Below are 19942 nucleotides of genomic sequence, written 5' to 3'. Positions count from 1 at the left end.
CTGCATGTAGGCAAAAAGAATAGCCTTAAGCATCCTGAAGTTATCATGTCCTTTACGTCCTCTGGTCTCGTTCTTTTTCATGTACCTTGAAAAATCAATTCCTCCTATCGCTTTCAGGAACGAGAACAGTTCATCATCTTCATCAAGAACATATTCAAGATTAAGTGGCAAACACATCTGATATAGGTTATAATAATTACTGTAATTAGGTTCTTTTATATTCTTGTAACTCATAACCTAATTATACCAAAAAAGTGGCTGCACTCACTAAATAGTGAGTACGCCACTTTTTTTACTGTATTTTATTTCGTTACAGCCTCTTTTTTATTTATGATAAAAGATATAGAGGATTTTCAAGCCTGTAAGATGAAGGTTTTATATTCATATAAACTCTTTTATGTTATAATGTGTGGGAATGTGAAGTCTCGGCTTTTTTGAAAGGAAAATCATATGAGTAGAAAAATACTTTCGTTATTATTAATTGTATTCGAAATATTAATCTATTATTTCTTCTTTAACTTATTTGATATCAATGTCGGACTATTTAGACAGACATTAGGATTATTTATAGTATATATGTTCATCTTTGGACATTATTCTATTGAAGATACATTGGTGTGGGAAGAAATCAAGAATGTGTTTAAGGCATGTCTTGTTTACATCTTAACTTTTATCGTTGTTATTCCTCAGGGGATTCATCAGGATAAAAGACGTTACATTGTCTTTCTGGCAATGGTTATGTTTGTCGCATGTATCTTCTTGTCTAGAACATTGCGTATTGTTTTAAGACATCAGCTTAAGACAAAGACATTGGTTATGGGAACAAGCAGTGATTCATTGCGTTATGCGAGAATTGCCAATAATAACCGCTTTGCGATTACTGAAGTGCTAGGTTTCGTGGATCTTAATGATCCAGATGTATTTAAGCAGGCTTTCCCTAATGTTATTGAAGAAGAAAGAATACCAAAAGATCGTTTTAAGGTCTTTAAGTATAAGGATGTTATAGATGTCATTAAGGACAATGATATCCAACAGGTTGTAATTGTAGAAAACAGCATTACAGAAGAAGGATATGATACAATCATGTCTACAGTAGGAGATCTTGTAGAATCTGTTAAATATATGCCAAGAGATAATAATACAATGAATTTCTCTTCACAGGTTCAGGATTTCGATGGGATTCTGCTTATTTCTACTTCTAGAGATAAGATGAGTGTGTTTGATACAATCCTTAAACGTTTCTTTGATATTATCTTTGGATTAATTGGATCAATATTAACTGTCTTTTTAGCTATTTTTGTGAAGATCATCTGTCTAAAGAATGGTGATCATGATTCTATTTTCTTTAAGCAGACAAGAATTGGTCATCATGGCAAAGAGATTACAATCTATAAGTTTAGAAGCATGATTCCTAATGCGGAAGAGAAGCTAGAAGAACTTATGAGAGATGATCCTAAAATCAGAGAGGAATATTTAAAGAATAAGAAACTAGAAAATGATCCTCGTATTACTAAGGTAGGACATTTTCTTAGAAAATCATCACTTGATGAATTTCCACAGTTCTTTAATGTTCTGCTTGGAGATATGGCATTGGTAGGACCAAGACCATACCTTCCTCGTGAAAAGCAGGATATGGGATATTATTATTCCAATATTATTGAAGTTAAGCCAGGTATTACTGGTATGTGGCAGGCCAATGGCCGCAGCAATCTTTCTTTTGAAGGAAGATGCAAATTAGATGTCTATTATTATAAGAACTGGTCATTGTGGCTTGATATTGTCATTGTCTATAAGACCGTTCGTAGTATTATTCATGGAACAGGAGCCATGTAAGGAGGGCTGTTTATGATAAAGGTTTTCGTAGCGACACATAAGCGCTATAGAATGCCAAATGATGAGATGTATCTTCCTCTTCATGTAGGCGCTAGTGGCAAAGAAAGCATCGGTTTTCAAAGAGATGATGAAGGAGACAATATTTCCTATCTCAATTATGCTTTCTGTGAATTGACTGGACTCTACTGGGGATGGAAAAACTGTGATGCATCTTATAAGGGATTAGCACACTATCGTCGTCATTTTAGAGGAGAAAAGAAAACAAAAGATCCATTTGATTGTGTACTTACACAAAAAGAAGCTGAAGACTATCTAAAAGATACAGATATATTAGTGACAAAAAAAAGAAACTATTATATTGAAACAATCTATGATCACTATGTCCATACGCTCTATCCAGAACCATTGGATGAGACAAGAAAGATTATTGCGAGAAAGTATCCGCAGTACTTGCAGTCATTTGATCATCATATGAAAGAAAAGGGTATGCATGCATTTAATATGTTCATCATGAGCAAAGAGAAGTATGATGCTTATTGCACATGGCTCTTTGATATTCTTTTTGAATTATATGATGCATTCCAAGATGAAGAATACAACAGCTTCCATGCAAGATTCCCAGGAAGAATCTCGGAATTATTATTGGATGTGTGGATTGAAAAGAATCAATATAGTTATAAGGAAGTTCCTTTTGTCTATATGGAAAAGATCAATAAGATCAAAAAAGGAACTGATTTCTTGAAAGCAAAGTTCTTTCATAAAAAATACGGAGAAAGTTTTTAAAGGAGAAATAATATGGCACAGTATGATTATTTGGTAGTAGGAACAGGTCTATTTGGTTCCATCTTTGCTTATGAAGCAAACAAGAGAGGCAAGAAGGTTCTTGTTATTGATAAAAGAGATCATGTAGCAGGAAACATCTATACAGAAAATGTAGAAGGCATCAATGTTCATAAATATGGTGCACATATCTTCCATACAAGCAACAAGGAAGTATGGGATTATATTCAGCAGTTTGCGGAATTCAATAGATATACAAATTCCCCAGTGGCATTCTACAAGGATGAAGTCTACAATCTTCCATTCAACATGAATACCTTCAGCAAGCTTTGGGGAATCAGAACACCAAAAGAAGCTATGGCTAAGATTGAAGAACAGAAGAAAGAAGCCGGCATCACTGAACCAAAGAACCTTGAAGAACAGGCAATCAGCTTAATTGGTACAGATATTTATGAAAAATTAATTAAAGGCTATACTCAAAAACAATGGGGTAAGCTTTGTACAGAACTTCCTTCATTTATCATTAAGAGACTTCCAGTAAGATTAACTTACGACAACAACTACTTCAATGATGATTATCAGGGAATCCCTAAAGGTGGATATACACAGATTATCGAAAAGATGCTAGAAGGCATTGAAGTCAGATTAAATACAGACTTCTTAGAAAATCGTGAAGAATTAGAAAACATTGCAGATAAGATTATCTATACAGGTATGATTGATCAGTATTACGACTACAAGTTTGGTGAATTGGAATATCGTTCATTACGTTTTGAAACTGAAGTATTGGATGAAGAAAACTATCAGGGTAATGCGGTTGTAAACTACACTGAATATGAAGTACCTTATACAAGAATCATTGAACATAAACATTTTGAATACGGTACACAGCCACGTACAGTTATCACTAGAGAATATCCTGCATCATGGTCTAGAGGGGATGAACCTTACTACGCTATGAACAATGAGAAAAACAATAGTCTTTATGCTAAATATAAAGCATTGGCTGATGAAGAAGGACATGTCATCTTTGGTGGTAGACTTGGTATGTACAAGTACTTCGATATGGATGATACAATTGCAGTTGCACTTAACTGTGTGAAAAAAGAATTAGACTAGGAATAAGGGAAATGTGTATTCATTTCCCTTTATTTGTAAATCTTGAAATACATACATATTTCAAGTAATATATGTGAGATAAGGAGGTCCTATCATGATATCTTTTATTATTCCTGCCTATAATGCAGAAAAGAGTCTAAAGAGATGTGTGGAAAGTATTCGTTCACACCATGAAAACTATGAAATTATCATTGTAGAAAATGGATCTACAGATCAGACTTACGAATTGGCAAATTCATTGGATAAGGTTCGCGTCTTTCAGTCAGAAAAGGGTGTATCCAATGCGAGAAATATGGGATTGGATCATGCGAGAGGTGAATGGATTGCTTTTGTGGATGCGGATGATTATGTATTAAACAGCTATGAGGAAAGAGATGAAGATCTGATTGTCATGAGCTATGAAGTTGGATCTCATCGTGTCGATCTAGGATTGTGGCAAGAAAATAATACTGATATAGAAAGTGCTACAATCATGATGTTAGAGAATCCTACTAAATGTATGGCTGTATGGGGTCTTCTTATGAGGAGAGATATCATTGAAAGATATCAATTGCGTTTTGCGTCGCATTTACGTGTAGCTGAAGATGGAGATTTTACTTTGCGTTATGTTCTTCATTGTAAAAGCATCTATTTTTCTTCACGTAATGTCTATCATTATTCACTAGATGATACTTCAGTTATGAGAAGCTATGATGGAAGAAAGACAGAGGGCTACATTGAAGCAATGAATGAAAGCAAGAATGCGATCAATGATGCATCCTTGTCTATCAGGAAGGCGTTTTCATCATATGTCTTGATGCATTTTAATGTTATAATGGTACGAGAGAATTATGCTTTATCGAATCAATCAAGCTATAAGGAAAAAGTAGAAAATATGAAGCGTGTGCTTAATGTTCCTATTTTTAAGGAAGCTTATCAGGATCTTTCTTTGAAAACTTCATTGAAGCCACGTTATTTACCTTTCTTATTGATGAAATGCCATTTACATTCCTTAGCAGGATTGATTTATGTATTAAGAGTAAAGCAGAATGCGAGAAAAAAGTAATATGAGAAAATTAAACTTAGATGAAATAAAAAAGACTGAATTAGATATTCTTTTAGAATTGCAGAAGGTGTGCGATGCACACGGATTAAGACTTTATCTTGCGGGAGGAAGTCTTCTTGGGGCAATCAGACATAAGGGATTTATTCCTTGGGATGATGATATTGATGTTTGTATGCCTCGTCCTGATTATATGAAGCTTATTCATCTTGAAGATGAATTCTCAAAACATTTAAAACTTGTCTGTTATGAAAATGGTACTGATTCATATCCATTTATGAAACTTATTGATACACGTACTAAAGTGAAAGAGAAGTATATGCAAGAGGATGCTTCCTCTTCATTATGGGTTGATATTTTACCTGTGGATGGCCTTCCTGATAAGGAAGAAGAGATTGAAAAGATCTACAAGAAGACTAATTTCTATAGAAAACTATTAAAGCTTAACTGGGCTAATCCCAATGAAGGAAAGACAAGATTAAAGAGAATGTTAAAACGTTTTGTGATTCCTTTTGCGAAAATCTATGGGATTGATAAATGTAATAAGAAGATATTAGAACAAGCATACAAGGTTCCTTTTGATAAAGCTAATAAAGCAGGTGTAGTAACTTGGGGATTATATGGTAAAGGGGAAGCCATGGATAAAGAGAAATTCCTGAAGAGTGATGATGTCTTATTTGAAGGATATACATTTAAGGCAATGAGCTGTTGGGATGAATATCTTACGGGAATCTATGGTAACTACATGGAATTACCACCAATTGAAAAAAGACAGACACATGAAATGCATGTGACACTGGAGGATGAATAATGAATTATTATATTAAAGAAATCAAGTATGGAGATGACCTTTCACGTACTGCTGGCTTTAAGGCTAGAGATGATGTAGAAAGCATCTTTGAAGATATGGGCATTAAGCCTTTTCCAATTCAAAGTGTAATAGAAGATCGAGAAAAAGGGAATGCCTTCACTAAGCTGATGGCTCATCATAAAATTAAAGTAAACTGGGCAAAGAGATTAAGTGCTCTTCATGATGGAGATACATTATTTGTACAGTTCCCAATCGTAGATCATTCATTATTTTTATATAAAGTCTTTAAGTCATTAAAGAAAAGACAGGTAAAGATCGTTCTTCTTGTTCATGATTTAGAAATGCTGAGATGGTCAAAGAGAGAAGATGTATCTTTAAAAGAAAGAAAAAGATTAAAGTTTGAAGAATATTCTATTTTAGATTACGCAGATCATATCATTGTTCATAATGAAAAGATGAAAGATTATATGAGTGATCTTGTAGATGTAAATAAATTAGTTGTACTTGAAATCTTTGATTATCTATTAAGTGATTTTAATGTAGAAGATAATCAGAAGAAATACAGTAAAGATGGTGCTGTCATTATTGCTGGTAATCTAAGAAAAAGAAAAGCAGCCTATGCTTATGATTTACCTGAAAATTATCCTTTCCATCTTTATGGTATTGAATATGAAGGAAAAACCAATGATATGATTTCATACTTTGGTTCATTCCCACCAAATGATTTGCCTTATGCAATTGAAGGTGGCTATGGTCTTGTATGGGATGGTGAAAGCAAGGATACTTGTACAGGTACTTATGGTGATTATTTACGTATTAATAATCCCCATAAGACATCGTTCTACTTATCAGTTGGACTTCCAGTTGTCATCTGGTCCCATGCGGCTTTAGCAGATTTTGTAAAGGCGCATCATTGTGGTATTGTCGTAGATTCATTGGATGATATCAAGTCTGTTGTAGATCAAATGAGTGAAGAAGATTATCAGGATATTCTTCTTCATACCAAAGAAATGAGTCAGAAACTGACAAATGGATATTATACAAGAAAAGCAATTCAGGCATGTCTTTAAGGAGATCGGTATGAAATATTATGTAAAAGAAACAAAACAGGGAGAAGATCTTGCAAGAACAGCTGGCTATAAGGCTAGAGATGACTTTGAAGCATTCTGTGAACGTTTTGGCATCAAGAGACTGCTTGTCACTACGAGTGTTGAAGATCGCAAGAATCTGAATGTATTTAATAAATTGAAATGTCATTTCATTATTAAGAAGAACTGGGAAGATGCTCTTTCTTCATTAAATAAAGGAGATGATCTCTTTATCCAGTTCCCGATTGTCGAACACTCTTTACTTTTAGCAGGTGTCTTTAAGAAAGCACAAAAGAAAGGTGTTAAGATCAATCTTCTTATTCATGATATTGAACTCTTTAGAGCAATGAAGAGAGAGAATGCGGATCGCAAGAAACGTTTTAGAATTCAAAGAGAAGAAACAGATATCTTAAAGATTGCTCATAAGGTGATTGTTCATAATAGTCATATGAGAGAGACACTTAAGGAGCTTATCGATATTGATGATGATCATATGGTAGATCTAGAAATCTTTGATTATCTTGTAGATGATTTCCATTATGATGAAGTCAGAAAACATTTAAGAAAAGATCAGCCTATCATTATTGCGGCTAATCTTATTAAAGAAAAAGCAGGATATGTCTATGATCTTCCAGATAATCAGTCTTTCAATCTTTATGGCATCAATTACACTGGCAATGAAACAGATCTTATTCGCTATCATGGTTCATTTGAACCAGAAGCATTGCCTTACGCTGTTAAGGGAAGCTTTGGTCTTGTATGGGATGGCTTGACATCTAAGACATGTACTGGTGTATTTGGAGAATACTTGAAGATCAATAATCCTCATAAAACATCGTTCTATCTATCTAGCGGTATACCGGTAGTGATATGGAAACAGGCAGCTTTAGCTGACTTTGTGTTGAAGCATCATTGTGGTATTGTCGTTGATGATGTGAAAGATATTCATGATACTTTATCTTCATTGTCTGATGAAGAGTATCAGTCAATGCTTGATAGCACAAAGATGCTTTCACAAAAATTAAGAGAAGGCTACTTTACTAAAAAAGCCATCGAGGCCTGCCTATGAGAGAGAAGAATATGGTAGAAAGATTCCTAGAACAGGAGAAGCTTGTTTTAGGAATCTATGGCTTTTATTATTTGACATTGCTTATTAATGGAACATCCTTGGTTAATCGTTTTGGCTTTATGCCCGTGATATTAAAGATTAATCGTTTGGCATGTTTTGCCTTCTTTATTATTGAATCTCTTTATCTTCTCTATGATTTCTATAAAGAAAGAAAAGAGAAACAATTTAGCATACAGGATATTATTTTTTCAGTACTGCTTATTGCTTTAGTGATGGCGAGTCTTATTAACTATAAGGTTACTGGTGGCTATCAGTTTGTGATGATGGTTCTATTGGCTATAGTCTTATCACGCTATCCTTTAAAGCATGTTGCGGGTGTTACAGCTGGTATTCTTTTAGGTGTTGGATTATTTATACCACTATTAAGTTCTTTTGGACTGATTGATAATTATCTTACTTTTAGAGATGCGGATAGTGGAGTAACACGTTTTGCGGTTGGCTTTGGCTATTCTGCAACAGTATCTTCAATTGTTGGATTTGCCTCTTTGTATTATGTCTATATCAAGAAGATGGATCTTTCTTGGAAAGATCTTATGATTATAGAGATGGCAAGTTTAGCTACTTATTTTATTACGGATACCCGTACATACTTCTTGATGGTACAGTTACTTCTTGTTTTAGTTGTAATAAAGAAGACACCATTTATGGAATGGGTAAGACCAATACTATTATGGGGTGAGAAAGCATTTGTCTTTCTTTTTGCCTTGGTTCCGGTAGGAACATTGCTTATGACATTATGTTATAGACTTGGTGGTATCTTCTTTAGATTGAATGATATTCTTTCTAGAAGATTGTCTTTTGTCTATGGAAATATTGTCAATAATGGTATTCATCTTTTTGGTAATCATATGAAGACATATGGCTATGATGCACTTCATTATAATGTTTCAGAAGTGTTTGGTTCTAACTTCATTGATAGTGGCTATATGCAGCTTATTGTAGAAAGAGGAATTATCATTTCTATTTTGATGCTTATTTTAATTAGTGCTGGTCTGATTGCTTTTTATAAGAGAGAAAAGCATCATGAGATCTTTGTGATGTTTATGATTCTCATGTTGTCGTGCATTACTTCAGGATTAATGAGCAATGCGTCATTGGTACTTGTCTTTACGTTGTCATCTTTAAGAGCATTTAGAGGCAAACCTTTGCTTAAGGGTGCTCAAAAGATTGGCAGCTGTATTGTGTTAGGATGTGTTGTCATTATGATGGTGGTATCTACAATTGAATATCATCGCATGAATCGCAATGTGATGATTATTCATCCTGATGAATATACAATCAATCTTAAACATAGCTTTGGGATGGAAGAGTATTATGTCAAGGATGGCATGCTTTATTGTAAAGGATGGTATGTCCTTGATCGTCATGGAAGTACTCCTAAGACGAAGATGACCGTTGTTCTTCGTGCAAAGAAATCTAATCTTTATTATAAGATGGATACGACATTATCTAAGCGTGATGATGTCAATGATTACTATCAGAAACGTATTCAGAATCCACAGTCCTATAAATATAGTGGATTTGAGGCATCCCTTGATGTTTCAAAAATGATTCCTGATACGTATATGACTTATATCTATTATGAGACAGGTAACTTAAAAGTATTGGATCCTGTTGAACATAATATCTACTTGTAGGAGGGCAAACATGAATACAATCAAAAAAATACTCACTGCCTTCCTTGCCTGCGCATTGCTTTGCGGATGTCATTCAGGAAAGAAGACAAGTGGGATTATAAGAATCGGTATCGAGAAGGACTATCGTCCTTTCTCTTACAGTGATGGCAATAAGTACGTCGGATACGACGTGGATATCGCCAAAGAGATTGCGTCAAGACTTGGCTATAAGGTGGAGTTTGTGACAAAGACAGCGGATCAGTTGTTAAAAGATTTAGACAATAAGAAAATAGACATGCTCGCAAATCAGGTGGAACCTGATCGCGAGACGGATAAGGAAGTCAGATATCTTTATTCGACAATGTATAAATGTGATTATGGGGTCATTGTCACAAACAAAGGGGAAAACAATATCAAGCTTTTCCAGGATATTAGAAATAGGAAGACAAGTGGTGTGAAAGGTACTTATTGGGAATATCTAGATCACTTCAATGGGGGACTTATGACACCTGTTGAAAATAGTGAAGAAGCACTTAATCTTGTTTCTAATAAGAAAGTTGTGGCCAGTGTTACTGACCTTATGACATATAATGATTATAAGAGAAGACATCCTCAAAGTGATGTGAAGATTGCATTAATGACAAGTCTTATCTATGATTTCTCTTTCTTGATGAGATTGGATCAGACTTCTCTTAACAATAAAGTAAGTCGCATTATTATGAAGATGGATCGTGATGGGACTATGAGTAAGATTTCTAAGAAGTATTTTGAAGAAGATATTTCTAAGAATAAGAGGTAATCAAGACGATGAAACAGCCTAGCTTAAAAAAGAATTTCATATTGAGCATGATGTATCAGATATTAAAGATCATTATGCCATTATTGACCGCCCCTTATATTTCAAGAGTACTGGGAGCTAAGAATATCGGTATTTACAGTTATACGAATTCTTATTCCATGTATTTCACTTTATTTGCAGCTTTAGGGACTGTAACTTATGGGACACGTGAAATTGCACGTGTGAGAAATGATAAAGAAAGACGTAGTCAGCTGTTCTGGGAGATTGAGATCTTAACAGTGCTGACAACGTCTGCAGCACTTGTTTTCTGGGGCATTTTCACATTCTTTAATAAGAGTGATGCGATTTATTATGCGGTATTAAGTTTTAACTTGTTGGCCGTCATGTTTGATATTTCATGGTTCTATGCCGGTATTGAACATTTTGAATTCACGATCGTATGGAATTCAATCTTTAGAGTATTAAGTGTTATTGCCATGTTCTTATTTGTGAAGAAGCCTAGTGATTTGTTTATTTATATATTTATTGTGGCTTTCCAGAACTTTGCAGGTAATGTGGGAATGTGGACTGGTCTTTCTAAGTTTATCTGTAAGATTGACTTTAAGACGATTAAATTGAAGCATCATTTTCATGAAACACTGGTATACTTTATTCCAACGATTGCGACTTCAGTCTATAATGTTCTAGATAAAACATTGATTCAGCTTATTACTCATAATAAGGCTGAAAATGGTTATTATGAACAGGCTAATAAGATTCTTGATATGATGAAAACATTGACTTTTGTAGCCTTGAATATGGTTATGCAGTCACGTATTTCTTATCTTTTTGAACAAAAGAAATATGATGAAATCAAAAGAAGAATCCATACGTCTGTGAACTATGTTCTCTTTATGGGAATAGGGATTCTCTTTGGTATGATGGGGATTGCGAGAACATTTGTACCTTGGTTCTTTGGACCAGGATATGATCGTACAATTGTGCTATTAGAGATTATGAGTCCAGTTGTCGTAATTATTGGCTTATCTAACTGTCTAGGGGCACAGTATTATACTCCTTCAGGGAAAAGAAAGCAGTCTGCTAATTATATTATTGCTGGATCAGTCATCAACTTTGTATTGAACTGTCTGTTTATTCCTCATCTGATGAGTGCAGGTGCGGCGATTGCGACTGTTATTGCGGAGAGTGCGATCACTATTTTATATGTTGGACACTGCAATCGTTATCTGACTTGGGGTGTTATTCTTTCACATTTATGGCGCAAGCTTATTGCGGGAGCACTTATGCTTGCGGTGATCTTGTTTATCAATCAATATATGAACGTTGGATTTATTGCACTCATTGTTCAGGTTGGTGTAGGATTTAGTGTATACTGTCTTATGTTAGTTATCTTGAAAGATGACTTTGTCATAGATTTTGCAAAGAATCAGCTTCTTGCTAAATTAAGACATTAGGAGGAACTCATGTTAAATATCAAATTGGAATTGCCTGAAGGTTTTCTTGAAGAAGAAGAACGTGATGGCTATCTTGTCAGTGCAGAAATGAAGAAGATCTGGGCTGTTGAATTAGATTTATTAAATGAATTTATGCGTGTATGTAAAGAACATGATATCAGATGGTTCGCAGATGGCGGTACAATTCTTGGGGCTATCAGACATAATGGGATGATTCCTTGGGATGATGATATCGATGTATGCATGTATAGAGAAGATTATGAAAAACTATGTGAGATTGCGCCAGCAGCTTTTAAAGCGCCTTACTTCTTCCAGACTGAAGAAACGGATCGCGGCAGCATGCGTGGTCATGCGCAGCTAAGAAATTCTTCTACAACTGGAATGTTAAAGATGGAAGATAAGCGACATGTACTCTATAATCAGGGAATCTTCTTAGATATTTTCCCACTTGATGATTTACCTGAAGAACAAGAAGAACGTGCTCATTATATGAGCGATTGTTTTAAGACCTTGCTTGATGCAAGAGAATACACTTACTTCTGGGAAAATATGTATAGAAGAACTGGTCTTAAAGGTTTTGTAAAGAATATTATTACGACATTAAGACATGTCTATGATTTCAAGAATCCTATCTATGAAGATTTTAAGAAGAAATGTGTGAAATATCAAAATACCAATACACCATTATTTGGTAAAGTGATGTTTAGATACAGAGAAAAACTTGTCTTAAAGAAAGCATGGTTTAGTGATGTCACATATCATAAGTTTGAAATGCTGGAGATTCCTCTTCCTAATGGCTATGAAGACTTCTTAAATCAGTTCTATGGCAACTGGAAGGAATTTGTGATAGGAGGAGGCGCTCATGGTGGTGTTTTCTTTGATCCAGAGAAATCCTACCTTGAATATGTGCATGAAGATAGGTATGATAGATTTATAAAAAAGGTCGATAGAAGGAGGGGTTAAGCATGGTCATTGGTTATACTGCTGGTGTCTATGATTTATTTCATATCGGACATTTGAATTTATTAAAGAACGCTAAGGGAATGTGTGACAAGCTTGTCGTTGGTGTTACAGTGGATGAACTTGTAAGCTATAAGGGCAAGAAGGCAATGATTCCTTTTGAAGATCGTATTGAAATTGTACGTTCAATTAAATATGTGGATGCAGCTGTCCCACAGTATAATATGGATAAGCTAGAAGCATGCAAAAAATTGAATGCCCAGATTCTATTTGTAGGTGATGACTGGTATGGTACTGATAAATGGAAAGCCTATGAAAAAGAATTTGAAGAAGCAGGCATCAAGATAGTTTATTTCCCATATACTAAGGGTACAAGTTCAACTCAGATCAGAAAAGCGTTGAACTATATTAGAAAAGATACATTGGAGGATGTTAAATAATGATTGAAGATAGAGATTATTGCATGAGCTCTTTTCTGACTTATAGAACAGTCATTGATCAGACAAAATGCTTTTCATTAAAGTATCCTCCACGTTATACAAAGATTCCGGAGAACAGAGTACAGGTTCATAATAGTGATGAACTTTATAAAACTCTTAAAAATCAAGTAGAAGAACTATGCAAAAATCACAAGGTTGCTCTTGCTTTATCTGGGGGCATTGATTCAGCTGTACTTGCAAAGTTTATGCCAAAAGGTTCTACAGCTTATACATTTCAGTGTATTGTGCCTGGTAAAGAAGTTACTAATGAAGTACCAGCTGCACAAAAGTATGCAAAAGAGTGTGGACTTAATCATAAGGTTGTAAAGATCTACTGGGAAGATATGGAGAAATATGCACCATTATTGATGAAGCAGAAAGGTGCTCCTATTCATTCTATTGAAGTACAGATCTATAAAGCAGCTATGCAGGCAAAAGCTGATGGCTTTGATACATTATTATTTGGAGAAAGTGCTGATTCATTATACGGTGGATTAAGTATGCTTTTAAGCAGAGATTGGACAATGGGAGAATTCATTGATCGTTTCTCAAATGTCCTTCCACATCATGCATTAATGAATCCACAGTGGGAACTAGAACCATTTAAACAATATACAAAAGATGGTTATGTCGATGTACATGGCTTCTTATCTCATATCTTCTTCCCTGAAAGCATTGGATCATATATCAATGCTGGAACTGCAGCTGGAGTAGAATGCTATATGCCATATGCGATGACAGAAATGGCAGTAGACTTAGATCTTGAACGTGTACGTAAAGGAGAAAACAAATATCTTATTAGAGAAGTATTTGAAAGTCTATATCCAGGATTTGTAGTTCCTCCTAAGACACCTATGCCTCGACCAGTTAATGAATGGTTTGAGAATTGGGAAGGACCAAAAAGAAAAGAATTTATTCCTCATTGCCAGAAGGCAATGACTGGTAATCAGAAATGGCTGTTATGGTCATTAGAGACATTCTTGAATATTTTAGATGAAGAGTAGTTTTTCTACTCTTCTTTTAAGAAGGAATAATTATGAAGAGATTATTAGGATTTGTGCTTGTAGTTTGTCTATTGGCAACTTCTGTGCAAGAAAGTAATGCAAGAAAAGCAAAATTAAATAAAAATAAGCTTACCTTAGGTATTAATGTAGGATATCGTTTACGTGTTAAATACAGTCGCAAGAAAGTGAAGTGGAAAACATCCAATAAGAAAATTGCGACTGTATCTAAAAAAGGCTATGTTAAAACGAAGAAGAAGGGGAAAGTGACTATTACTGCGAAGATAGGTAGAAAATCTTTAAAGTGTAAAGTGACTGTTAAAGCTCCCTCTCTAAAAGAAAAGCAGATTACCATCAATAGGTATGAAAAGCATTTATTGATAGTAAATTATGCGAAAAAGATAAAATGGACAAGTGCGAATAATGATATAGCGACTATCAGTCAAAAAGGTGAGCTAAGAGGAATAAGACAGGGTGATACAATTATTACTGCTAAGGCAGATAAGTATACTTTAACTTGTAAGGTGAAGGTGGATAATGATCCAAGTGAACAGGGATCATATATTCATCCTAATACAGTTAAGGTAAGAAGTATCAGTACACCTCTTCTACATGGGAAAGGATACGCTCAAGGTGGTGCCATATGGGGTTCAGAATACTTTTTTGTTTCATCTAAGGCAGATGTGATTGTGTATGACTTTAATCAAAATGAAGTGACTAAGCATTTTGTTTTAGATCAAAGTGAAAAACATGAAATTCATTGTAATAGCGTATGTTTTGGTAGAAAGTATGATGAAAATGATCCTTATCCTCTTCTTTATGTGAATGCTTATAATAGTAAGGTGAGTCCTGAAGGGACATGCTTTGTCTATCGATTAACTGAAACAGAAGATGGATTGACATCCACTCTTGTTTCTACAATTAGGATTGGCTTTACTGATCAGAAGCTATGGAAAGAGGAAGGCAATCCTCTTGCTTATGGCAATTTTGTGGTGAATAGGGATCTAGGAAAACTGTATGTCTATAACTTGAATGACAAGCATCATGTCACTCGTTTCTTTGTTTTTGATGAACCAACAGAAAATGATGATGTGGACTTAAATAAAGAAGACTTATTATCAGTTAAAGATTTACCTTATTTTCCTTATATTCAAGATAACTGTTATAAAGATGGAAAGATTTATATTGTAAGTGGTGGGTTATATGGAACACCACCAATGTTAAGAATTATATCCATTAATAGTATGAAACAGGAAAAGTATCTTTATTTAAATGATATCGGTTTACCATATGAACCTGAATCAATTGATATCTATAATAATAAGCTTTATCTTAGATTTAATATTAGGGATAAGATTCAGCTTTATGAGTTGACGATTTAGGGACTGTAATGAAGTTACTATTTCACTACAGTCTCTTTTTTAATATGGAAAAATGTCAAAAAGCAGTTATAATAGAAAAGTGAATTTGGAATAATTAGGGAGATTTTATGTTAAAAGAAAAATGGAAAGAACGCTTTTTTCTAGTGTTCATATTTATTATTTTGTTATTATGGATGTTTATTGTTCCCTATGATCAAGGACCAGATGAGTTAGCACGAATGAAAGTTCCACTTTACCTAGCTAAACATTTACAATTACCTTTTGGTGGAGATCCAGAGGTACGAATTGATAAATGGGGATTCTCCTACGCTTTTCAACCTATTCTAGGATATTTTCTACCTGCTTTCTTTATGAAAATAGGAATGATATTTAAAGTAGCGAAAGAAAATTTATATCTATGGGGAAGAATGGCTACAGTTATCTATTCAGTTATTACGGTCTACTTAACAATGAAAATAGGAGATCGTTTATTTAGTAAAAGAGGCAAGTGGTTTTTTGTTATACTTGTGTCCTTTTTACCGATGTTTCAATTTATCTCTTGTTACATTAACTTAGATGCGTTCGCAGTTATGTGTGTTACATGGGTAATTTATCAATTGATAATTGGAAAAGAAAACATGTGGGATATTAAGAGCTGTATTTTATTGGGATTGTCCTTAGGGATAACTGCTTTATCTTATTTTAATTCATATGGAATAATAATATGTGCCATTATTTATTGTGTATGGGATGTTATTACATGTAAAGAAATTGAAAACAAACCTCAATTCTTATTAAAGAAAGCTTCAATTGTGGCAGGTGTTTCTTTCTTAGTTGCTGGATGGTGGTTTATTAGAAATGGAATAATTTACAATGGAGATTTTTTAGGATTGAAAACATCTAACATGTATGCAAAAAAATACGCTATACCAATGTATTTGCCGGATAATCGTGGAATTATTAATAGTGAAAATCCTACGTTGAGTTATATGTTATTTGATAGAAGATGGATACATATAACCCTATATAGTTTTGTGGGTACTTTTGGGTATATGAATGTATTTATGGAACATGCAGTATCATGGTTGTTTTTTATGATTCCGATCTTATCTCTAATATTGTATCTTGTTAAAGATAAGAACAAGAAATTTGATATGTTCTATTTTTTAATGTTTATTATGTGCATAATTACAACTTGTCTTAATATGTATTATTCTTTCTTTAATGATTTTCAACCTCAAGGAAGATACTGTATGCCAATGTTAATCCCTTTGATGTTACTAATTACTAAAGGATTTGAAGCACATACAAAGAAAGATAATGGTGCACTTGTCAAACATTTAAGCTGTTTGGTAATTTTAATATCGCTTTATACTCTTTATTATGTGATTTATGGTCATTATATAAACCCTGAATTTGTATATGGTTTTTAATTTATGGATGTCGAGAGACATCCTTTTTAAATATCATGTCAATTTATTCAATAGATCCTATACTACTTCTTTTAGATAGTCATTTATCTTTATCTTTCTAAACAAATGATTAAGAAATTTAAAAAAGATTATTCTGATTTAGTATTTTTCAATAGAATATATTTTTGAAGTTGAAGTTCTCTAAAAGTTTTCTTTATATTTAACTTAAGATAGAGTAGAATAAATACGATTAGACATAATGATGGAGGAGTTAGTATGGAATATATAAAAGGCATAATATACGTTATTATTTATCTAATTATTCCATTTTTAGTGGGGACAGCGTTTACTAAACAGAAAAGTGCACCTTCACGTACAGTTTCAGGATATATATTATATACGATAATAACAGGTTTTTTTGGGGTAATAACCCAAATGTTTAAGTTTGATTGGAAAATCTATTATTGGTTCGTGATTATTTTAGATATCTTTCTTATTGTTTCTAGTGTATATATCATCATCAAGAAAAAGAAAGATTTATTTGAAGGATCATTCAAGACTTTTATTAAGAGATATTGGTTCTTAATCTTTGTTTCTGTTATTGCAATTACAATGGTGACATTCCAAAATGCACAATTATGGAGTAATAATGAATCAGATGATTCATATTATTTAAATAAGATTGCGACATTACCTTATGAAACTGATTCATTCAATATTAATGTGAGAACAGGTTTACATGCTACTTCATCAATGTTTGGAATGAGAATTTTCAACACGTTTGAATTAGAATCATCTGTATATTGTTACTTGTTTAAGATGATTCCAACATTATTTGCAAGATGTTTCTTGTCATTCAATCATTATTTTATTCTTGTTTGTACACTCTATACATTTGCAGAGAAGATTTTTGAAAAGGCAGGAAAGAGCGTAAATAAAAATACGTTACAGTACATTGGAGTTGTACTTGTAATGTATTGTTTCGATACTAATGTTTTAGCTACACACGGCATTTTAGAATTAAGAGATGGATGGATGATTCATACAGGTATGTTCTTTGGTTCATTGGTAGTAAAAACGTGCGGATTTATTTGGCTGTTATTGCCGTTATTAAATGAAAAGCGTTCATATTTAATGAAAGCTATACAATTTGGTTTAATCTTATTTGCATTAGTGAATAAGTCTACAACAGTGTTGCCAATTGCGGCAGTTGTATTAATGAGCTATGGATTGAAAGAATTGTATTTTAAAGATAAGAAATACTTTATGATAGCGTTGTTTATAATTATGTTCATTGGAGTGTTTGTGAAAAATGACGGTGCTAGATTCCTTCCTAAATTTGAATCAGAGGGTGGAACATGGGATTATTTTGCGGATAATATGGCATCTATTGTTATTGTACCGTTTATTTGTTCAATAATTTGGTTAACTTATAAATATAGAAACATAAAGTTTATTAAGGAATTATCAATGATGTTCTTAGGATTCTTTGTATTATGTGGATTAGATCCATTTAATAATATTTTTGAGCTTGTTTCTAATTATTCATTTGTGGTAGGAAGAACTAATGCATCTCTTACAATGCTTATTGTTGCTTATGGAAGTACTTTGTTAGGTTTTGAATATGCGAATAGAAAACATTCAGTAGTTAGATTTAGACCAGTTTTATTTGCATTTATTGCAGTGATATTAAGTTGTACATCCATTTATGCGAAAGAAGGTTCACTTCATAATATAAAAAGAGAAATGAGAACTTTCTATCACAATAGATACTTTGTAACGACAGAAGTTAAAGAATTAGGTGAAGCATTAAATGTGATGAATAAGGAAAAAGGAGAAATCATTGCATTTGTTCCTGAAAGATTACCAACATCAATGGATACAAGAATTGTGGTTGGCAAACATCGTAATTATTTATTAGATATGCAAGTTGCAGGAGCAGTAAGACAGTTTGCGCCTAATATCATTTCATTAGTTCCTTACTGGAGATTTGGAGGAACAGACGATCCTCGATTTGAAAAATATAATGGTAAGGCAGAAAAAGCTTATGTTAAGTTCTTCTGGAATCCAACAGAAGAAACATATAAAGCATTTAGAAAAGAATTCTTGAAATGGCCTGTTAATACAGTAATTACTTTTAAACCAGCTTGCAATCCATATATCGAAAAAATGGGATATAAATGTTATAAAAAAATAGATGGGGTATATAAAGACTTCTATATTTACTATAAGAAATAAAAAAGTAAGTATTATCATATGAAGTTTCATTTGATAATACTTACTTTGTGAGATTGAATTTGACCTATAAATATGATACCATACAATGGTTAAAAGAGATGGGAGAAAGAGCATGTCGATACTTATTATTATTCCTGCATATAATGAAGAAGAAACTATCTTAAATGCAGTAAATAAGATAAAGAAATATAATGAAGAACACAATGTAAATTATGATTATGTTGTTATCAACGATGGATCAACTGATAAGACTGAAACAATCTTAAGAGAGAATAATTTAAATCATGTAGAACTCGTTCATAATTTAGGTATAGGGGGAGCTGTTCAAGCTGGTTACATTTATGCTTATCAAAATAATTATGATGTAGCTGTTCAATATGATGGTGATGGCCAACATGATATTGCCTATGTTTCTAAAATTGTAGAACCAATTATTAATGAAGGTTACAATATGGTTATTGGTTCAAGATTTGTGGATGGACATAAAAGTAAGTTCCAGACTACAGGAGCAAGAAGAATGGGTATTAAACTTATTTCAAATGTAATTAAGTTTAAGACAAAGAAGAGAATTAAAGATACGACTTCTGGATTTAGAGCGGTGGATAAAAAAGTTATTAAGATGTTTGTGAGAGATTATCCTGTTGAATATCCAGAACCTATATCTACAGTTAATGTGTTGTTATCAGGATTAAATGTTACAGAAGTTCCTGTAGAAATGAATGAGAGACAGGGTGGAACTTCTTCTATACAGTCATTAAAAAGTGCATATTATATGATTAATGTTATATTATCAATTTTATCATTGAAAGGAAGCAAATAA

General features: G+C 33.3%; 17 protein-coding genes and 1 pseudogene. 17 read left to right on the top strand and 1 reads right to left on the bottom strand.

The features are described 5' to 3' along the window. Window positions 1–234 (bottom strand): annotated as a pseudogene (locus tag T513_RS12160) (hypothetical protein); the annotation flags it as partial. 216 nt (window positions 235–450) lie between these two features. Between T513_RS12160 and T513_RS0104820 the strand changes: the two are divergent. The 17 genes from T513_RS0104820 (at window position 451) to T513_RS0104740 (ending at window position 19942) form a co-directional block, all read left to right on the top strand. Next, on the top strand, window positions 451–1833 hold the full coding sequence (locus tag T513_RS0104820; protein ID WP_029070987.1) for an exopolysaccharide biosynthesis polyprenyl glycosylphosphotransferase: 1383 nt from the start codon (window positions 451–453) through the stop codon (window positions 1831–1833). Between the two features lie 12 nt (window positions 1834–1845). Next, complete coding sequence (locus T513_RS0104815) at window positions 1846–2616, top strand: DUF4422 domain-containing protein (protein WP_031589195.1); 771 nt, start codon at window positions 1846–1848, stop codon at window positions 2614–2616. 12 nt (window positions 2617–2628) lie between these two features. Continuing rightward, window positions 2629–3732 (top strand): UDP-galactopyranose mutase, encoded by a 1104-nt coding sequence (gene glf / locus T513_RS0104810; RefSeq protein WP_031589194.1) that lies wholly within the window; start codon window positions 2629–2631, stop codon window positions 3730–3732. Window positions 3733–3826: 94 nt separating this feature from the next. Continuing rightward, on the top strand, window positions 3827–4777 hold the full coding sequence (locus T513_RS0104805) for a glycosyltransferase family 2 protein (protein WP_031589193.1): 951 nt from the start codon (window positions 3827–3829) through the stop codon (window positions 4775–4777). Further along, window positions 4761–5585, top strand: a complete 825-nt coding sequence (locus T513_RS0104800; protein WP_206538539.1) for a LicD family protein — start codon at window positions 4761–4763, stop codon at window positions 5583–5585. The genes T513_RS0104805 and T513_RS0104800 overlap by 17 nt, the downstream gene beginning before the upstream one ends. Beyond that, window positions 5585–6655 carry a glycosyltransferase gene (locus tag T513_RS0104795; RefSeq protein WP_031589192.1) on the top strand — a complete coding sequence of 357 codons (1071 nt, stop codon included), beginning with the start codon at window positions 5585–5587 and terminating at the stop codon, window positions 6653–6655. The genes T513_RS0104800 and T513_RS0104795 overlap by 1 nt, the downstream gene beginning before the upstream one ends. A gap of 10 nt (window positions 6656–6665) precedes the next feature. Further along, the gene (locus tag T513_RS0104790) at window positions 6666–7742 is read left to right on the top strand and encodes a glycosyltransferase (protein WP_029070981.1); all 1077 of its coding nucleotides are present in this window, start codon (window positions 6666–6668) and stop codon (window positions 7740–7742) included. Then, on the top strand, window positions 7739–9439 hold the full coding sequence (locus T513_RS0104785) for a hypothetical protein (RefSeq protein ID WP_031589190.1): 1701 nt from the start codon (window positions 7739–7741) through the stop codon (window positions 9437–9439). The genes T513_RS0104790 and T513_RS0104785 overlap by 4 nt, the downstream gene beginning before the upstream one ends. Before the next feature lie 10 nt (window positions 9440–9449). After that, the gene (locus T513_RS0104780; protein WP_031589189.1) at window positions 9450–10217 is read left to right on the top strand and encodes a transporter substrate-binding domain-containing protein; all 768 of its coding nucleotides are present in this window, start codon (window positions 9450–9452) and stop codon (window positions 10215–10217) included. A gap of 8 nt (window positions 10218–10225) precedes the next feature. Then, complete coding sequence (locus T513_RS0104775; RefSeq protein ID WP_031589188.1) at window positions 10226–11671, top strand: flippase; 1446 nt, start codon at window positions 10226–10228, stop codon at window positions 11669–11671. Between the two features lie 9 nt (window positions 11672–11680). Beyond that, window positions 11681–12634, top strand: coding sequence for a LicD family protein (locus T513_RS0104770; RefSeq protein WP_051551162.1), 954 nt, complete (start codon window positions 11681–11683; stop codon window positions 12632–12634). Between the two features lie 2 nt (window positions 12635–12636). Further along, entirely contained in the window at window positions 12637–13071 is a 435-nt protein-coding gene (locus T513_RS0104765) for an FAD synthase family protein (RefSeq protein ID WP_029070977.1), read from the top strand. Then, the gene (locus tag T513_RS0104760; protein ID WP_029070976.1) at window positions 13071–14114 is read left to right on the top strand and encodes an asparagine synthase-related protein; all 1044 of its coding nucleotides are present in this window, start codon (window positions 13071–13073) and stop codon (window positions 14112–14114) included. Before T513_RS0104765 ends, T513_RS0104760 begins: the two co-directional genes overlap by 1 nt. 32 nt (window positions 14115–14146) lie before the next feature. Further along, window positions 14147–15493, top strand: a complete 1347-nt coding sequence (locus T513_RS11710; RefSeq protein WP_031589182.1) for an Ig-like domain-containing protein — start codon at window positions 14147–14149, stop codon at window positions 15491–15493. A gap of 107 nt (window positions 15494–15600) precedes the next feature. Next, window positions 15601–16905: an ArnT family glycosyltransferase gene (locus T513_RS0104750; RefSeq protein ID WP_031589181.1), complete on the top strand. Its 1305-nt coding sequence runs from the start codon at window positions 15601–15603 to the stop codon at window positions 16903–16905. Window positions 16906–17160: 255 nt separating this feature from the next. Beyond that, a complete protein-coding gene (locus T513_RS0104745) occupies window positions 17161–19122 on the top strand; it encodes a DUF6077 domain-containing protein (protein WP_155266068.1) in 1962 nt (653 codons plus the stop codon). Between the two features lie 112 nt (window positions 19123–19234). Beyond that, entirely contained in the window at window positions 19235–19942 is a 708-nt protein-coding gene (locus T513_RS0104740; RefSeq protein WP_031589178.1) for a glycosyltransferase family 2 protein, read from the top strand.

The organism is Kandleria vitulina DSM 20405 (assembly GCF_000702065.1).
GTDB lineage: Bacteria > Bacillota_I > Bacilli_A > Erysipelotrichales > Coprobacillaceae > Kandleria > Kandleria vitulina.
This window is presented reverse-complemented; position numbering and strand designations above follow the sequence as displayed.

What these genes read in the sequence shown, in the direction of transcription:
- T513_RS0104820 (WP_029070987.1), top strand. Translation starts at nt 451, where the DNA reads ATGAGTAGAAAAATACTTTCGTTATTATTAATTGTATTCGAAATATTA.
- T513_RS0104815 (WP_031589195.1), top strand. Translation starts at nt 1,846, where the DNA reads ATGATAAAGGTTTTCGTAGCGACACATAAGCGCTATAGAATGCCAAAT.
- glf (WP_031589194.1), top strand. Translation starts at nt 2,629, where the DNA reads ATGGCACAGTATGATTATTTGGTAGTAGGAACAGGTCTATTTGGTTCC.
- T513_RS0104805 (WP_031589193.1), top strand. Translation starts at nt 3,827, where the DNA reads ATGATATCTTTTATTATTCCTGCCTATAATGCAGAAAAGAGTCTAAAG.
- T513_RS0104800 (WP_206538539.1), top strand. Translation starts at nt 4,761, where the DNA reads ATGCGAGAAAAAAGTAATATGAGAAAATTAAACTTAGATGAAATAAAA.
- T513_RS0104795 (WP_031589192.1), top strand. Translation starts at nt 5,585, where the DNA reads ATGAATTATTATATTAAAGAAATCAAGTATGGAGATGACCTTTCACGT.
- T513_RS0104790 (WP_029070981.1), top strand. Translation starts at nt 6,666, where the DNA reads ATGAAATATTATGTAAAAGAAACAAAACAGGGAGAAGATCTTGCAAGA.
- T513_RS0104785 (WP_031589190.1), top strand. Translation starts at nt 7,739, where the DNA reads ATGAGAGAGAAGAATATGGTAGAAAGATTCCTAGAACAGGAGAAGCTT.
- T513_RS0104780 (WP_031589189.1), top strand. Translation starts at nt 9,450, where the DNA reads ATGAATACAATCAAAAAAATACTCACTGCCTTCCTTGCCTGCGCATTG.
- T513_RS0104775 (WP_031589188.1), top strand. Translation starts at nt 10,226, where the DNA reads ATGAAACAGCCTAGCTTAAAAAAGAATTTCATATTGAGCATGATGTAT.
- T513_RS0104770 (WP_051551162.1), top strand. Translation starts at nt 11,681, where the DNA reads ATGTTAAATATCAAATTGGAATTGCCTGAAGGTTTTCTTGAAGAAGAA.
- T513_RS0104765 (WP_029070977.1), top strand. Translation starts at nt 12,637, where the DNA reads ATGGTCATTGGTTATACTGCTGGTGTCTATGATTTATTTCATATCGGA.
- T513_RS0104760 (WP_029070976.1), top strand. Translation starts at nt 13,071, where the DNA reads ATGATTGAAGATAGAGATTATTGCATGAGCTCTTTTCTGACTTATAGA.
- T513_RS11710 (WP_031589182.1), top strand. Translation starts at nt 14,147, where the DNA reads ATGAAGAGATTATTAGGATTTGTGCTTGTAGTTTGTCTATTGGCAACT.
- T513_RS0104750 (WP_031589181.1), top strand. Translation starts at nt 15,601, where the DNA reads ATGTTAAAAGAAAAATGGAAAGAACGCTTTTTTCTAGTGTTCATATTT.
- T513_RS0104745 (WP_155266068.1), top strand. Translation starts at nt 17,161, where the DNA reads ATGGAATATATAAAAGGCATAATATACGTTATTATTTATCTAATTATT.
- T513_RS0104740 (WP_031589178.1), top strand. Translation starts at nt 19,235, where the DNA reads ATGTCGATACTTATTATTATTCCTGCATATAATGAAGAAGAAACTATC.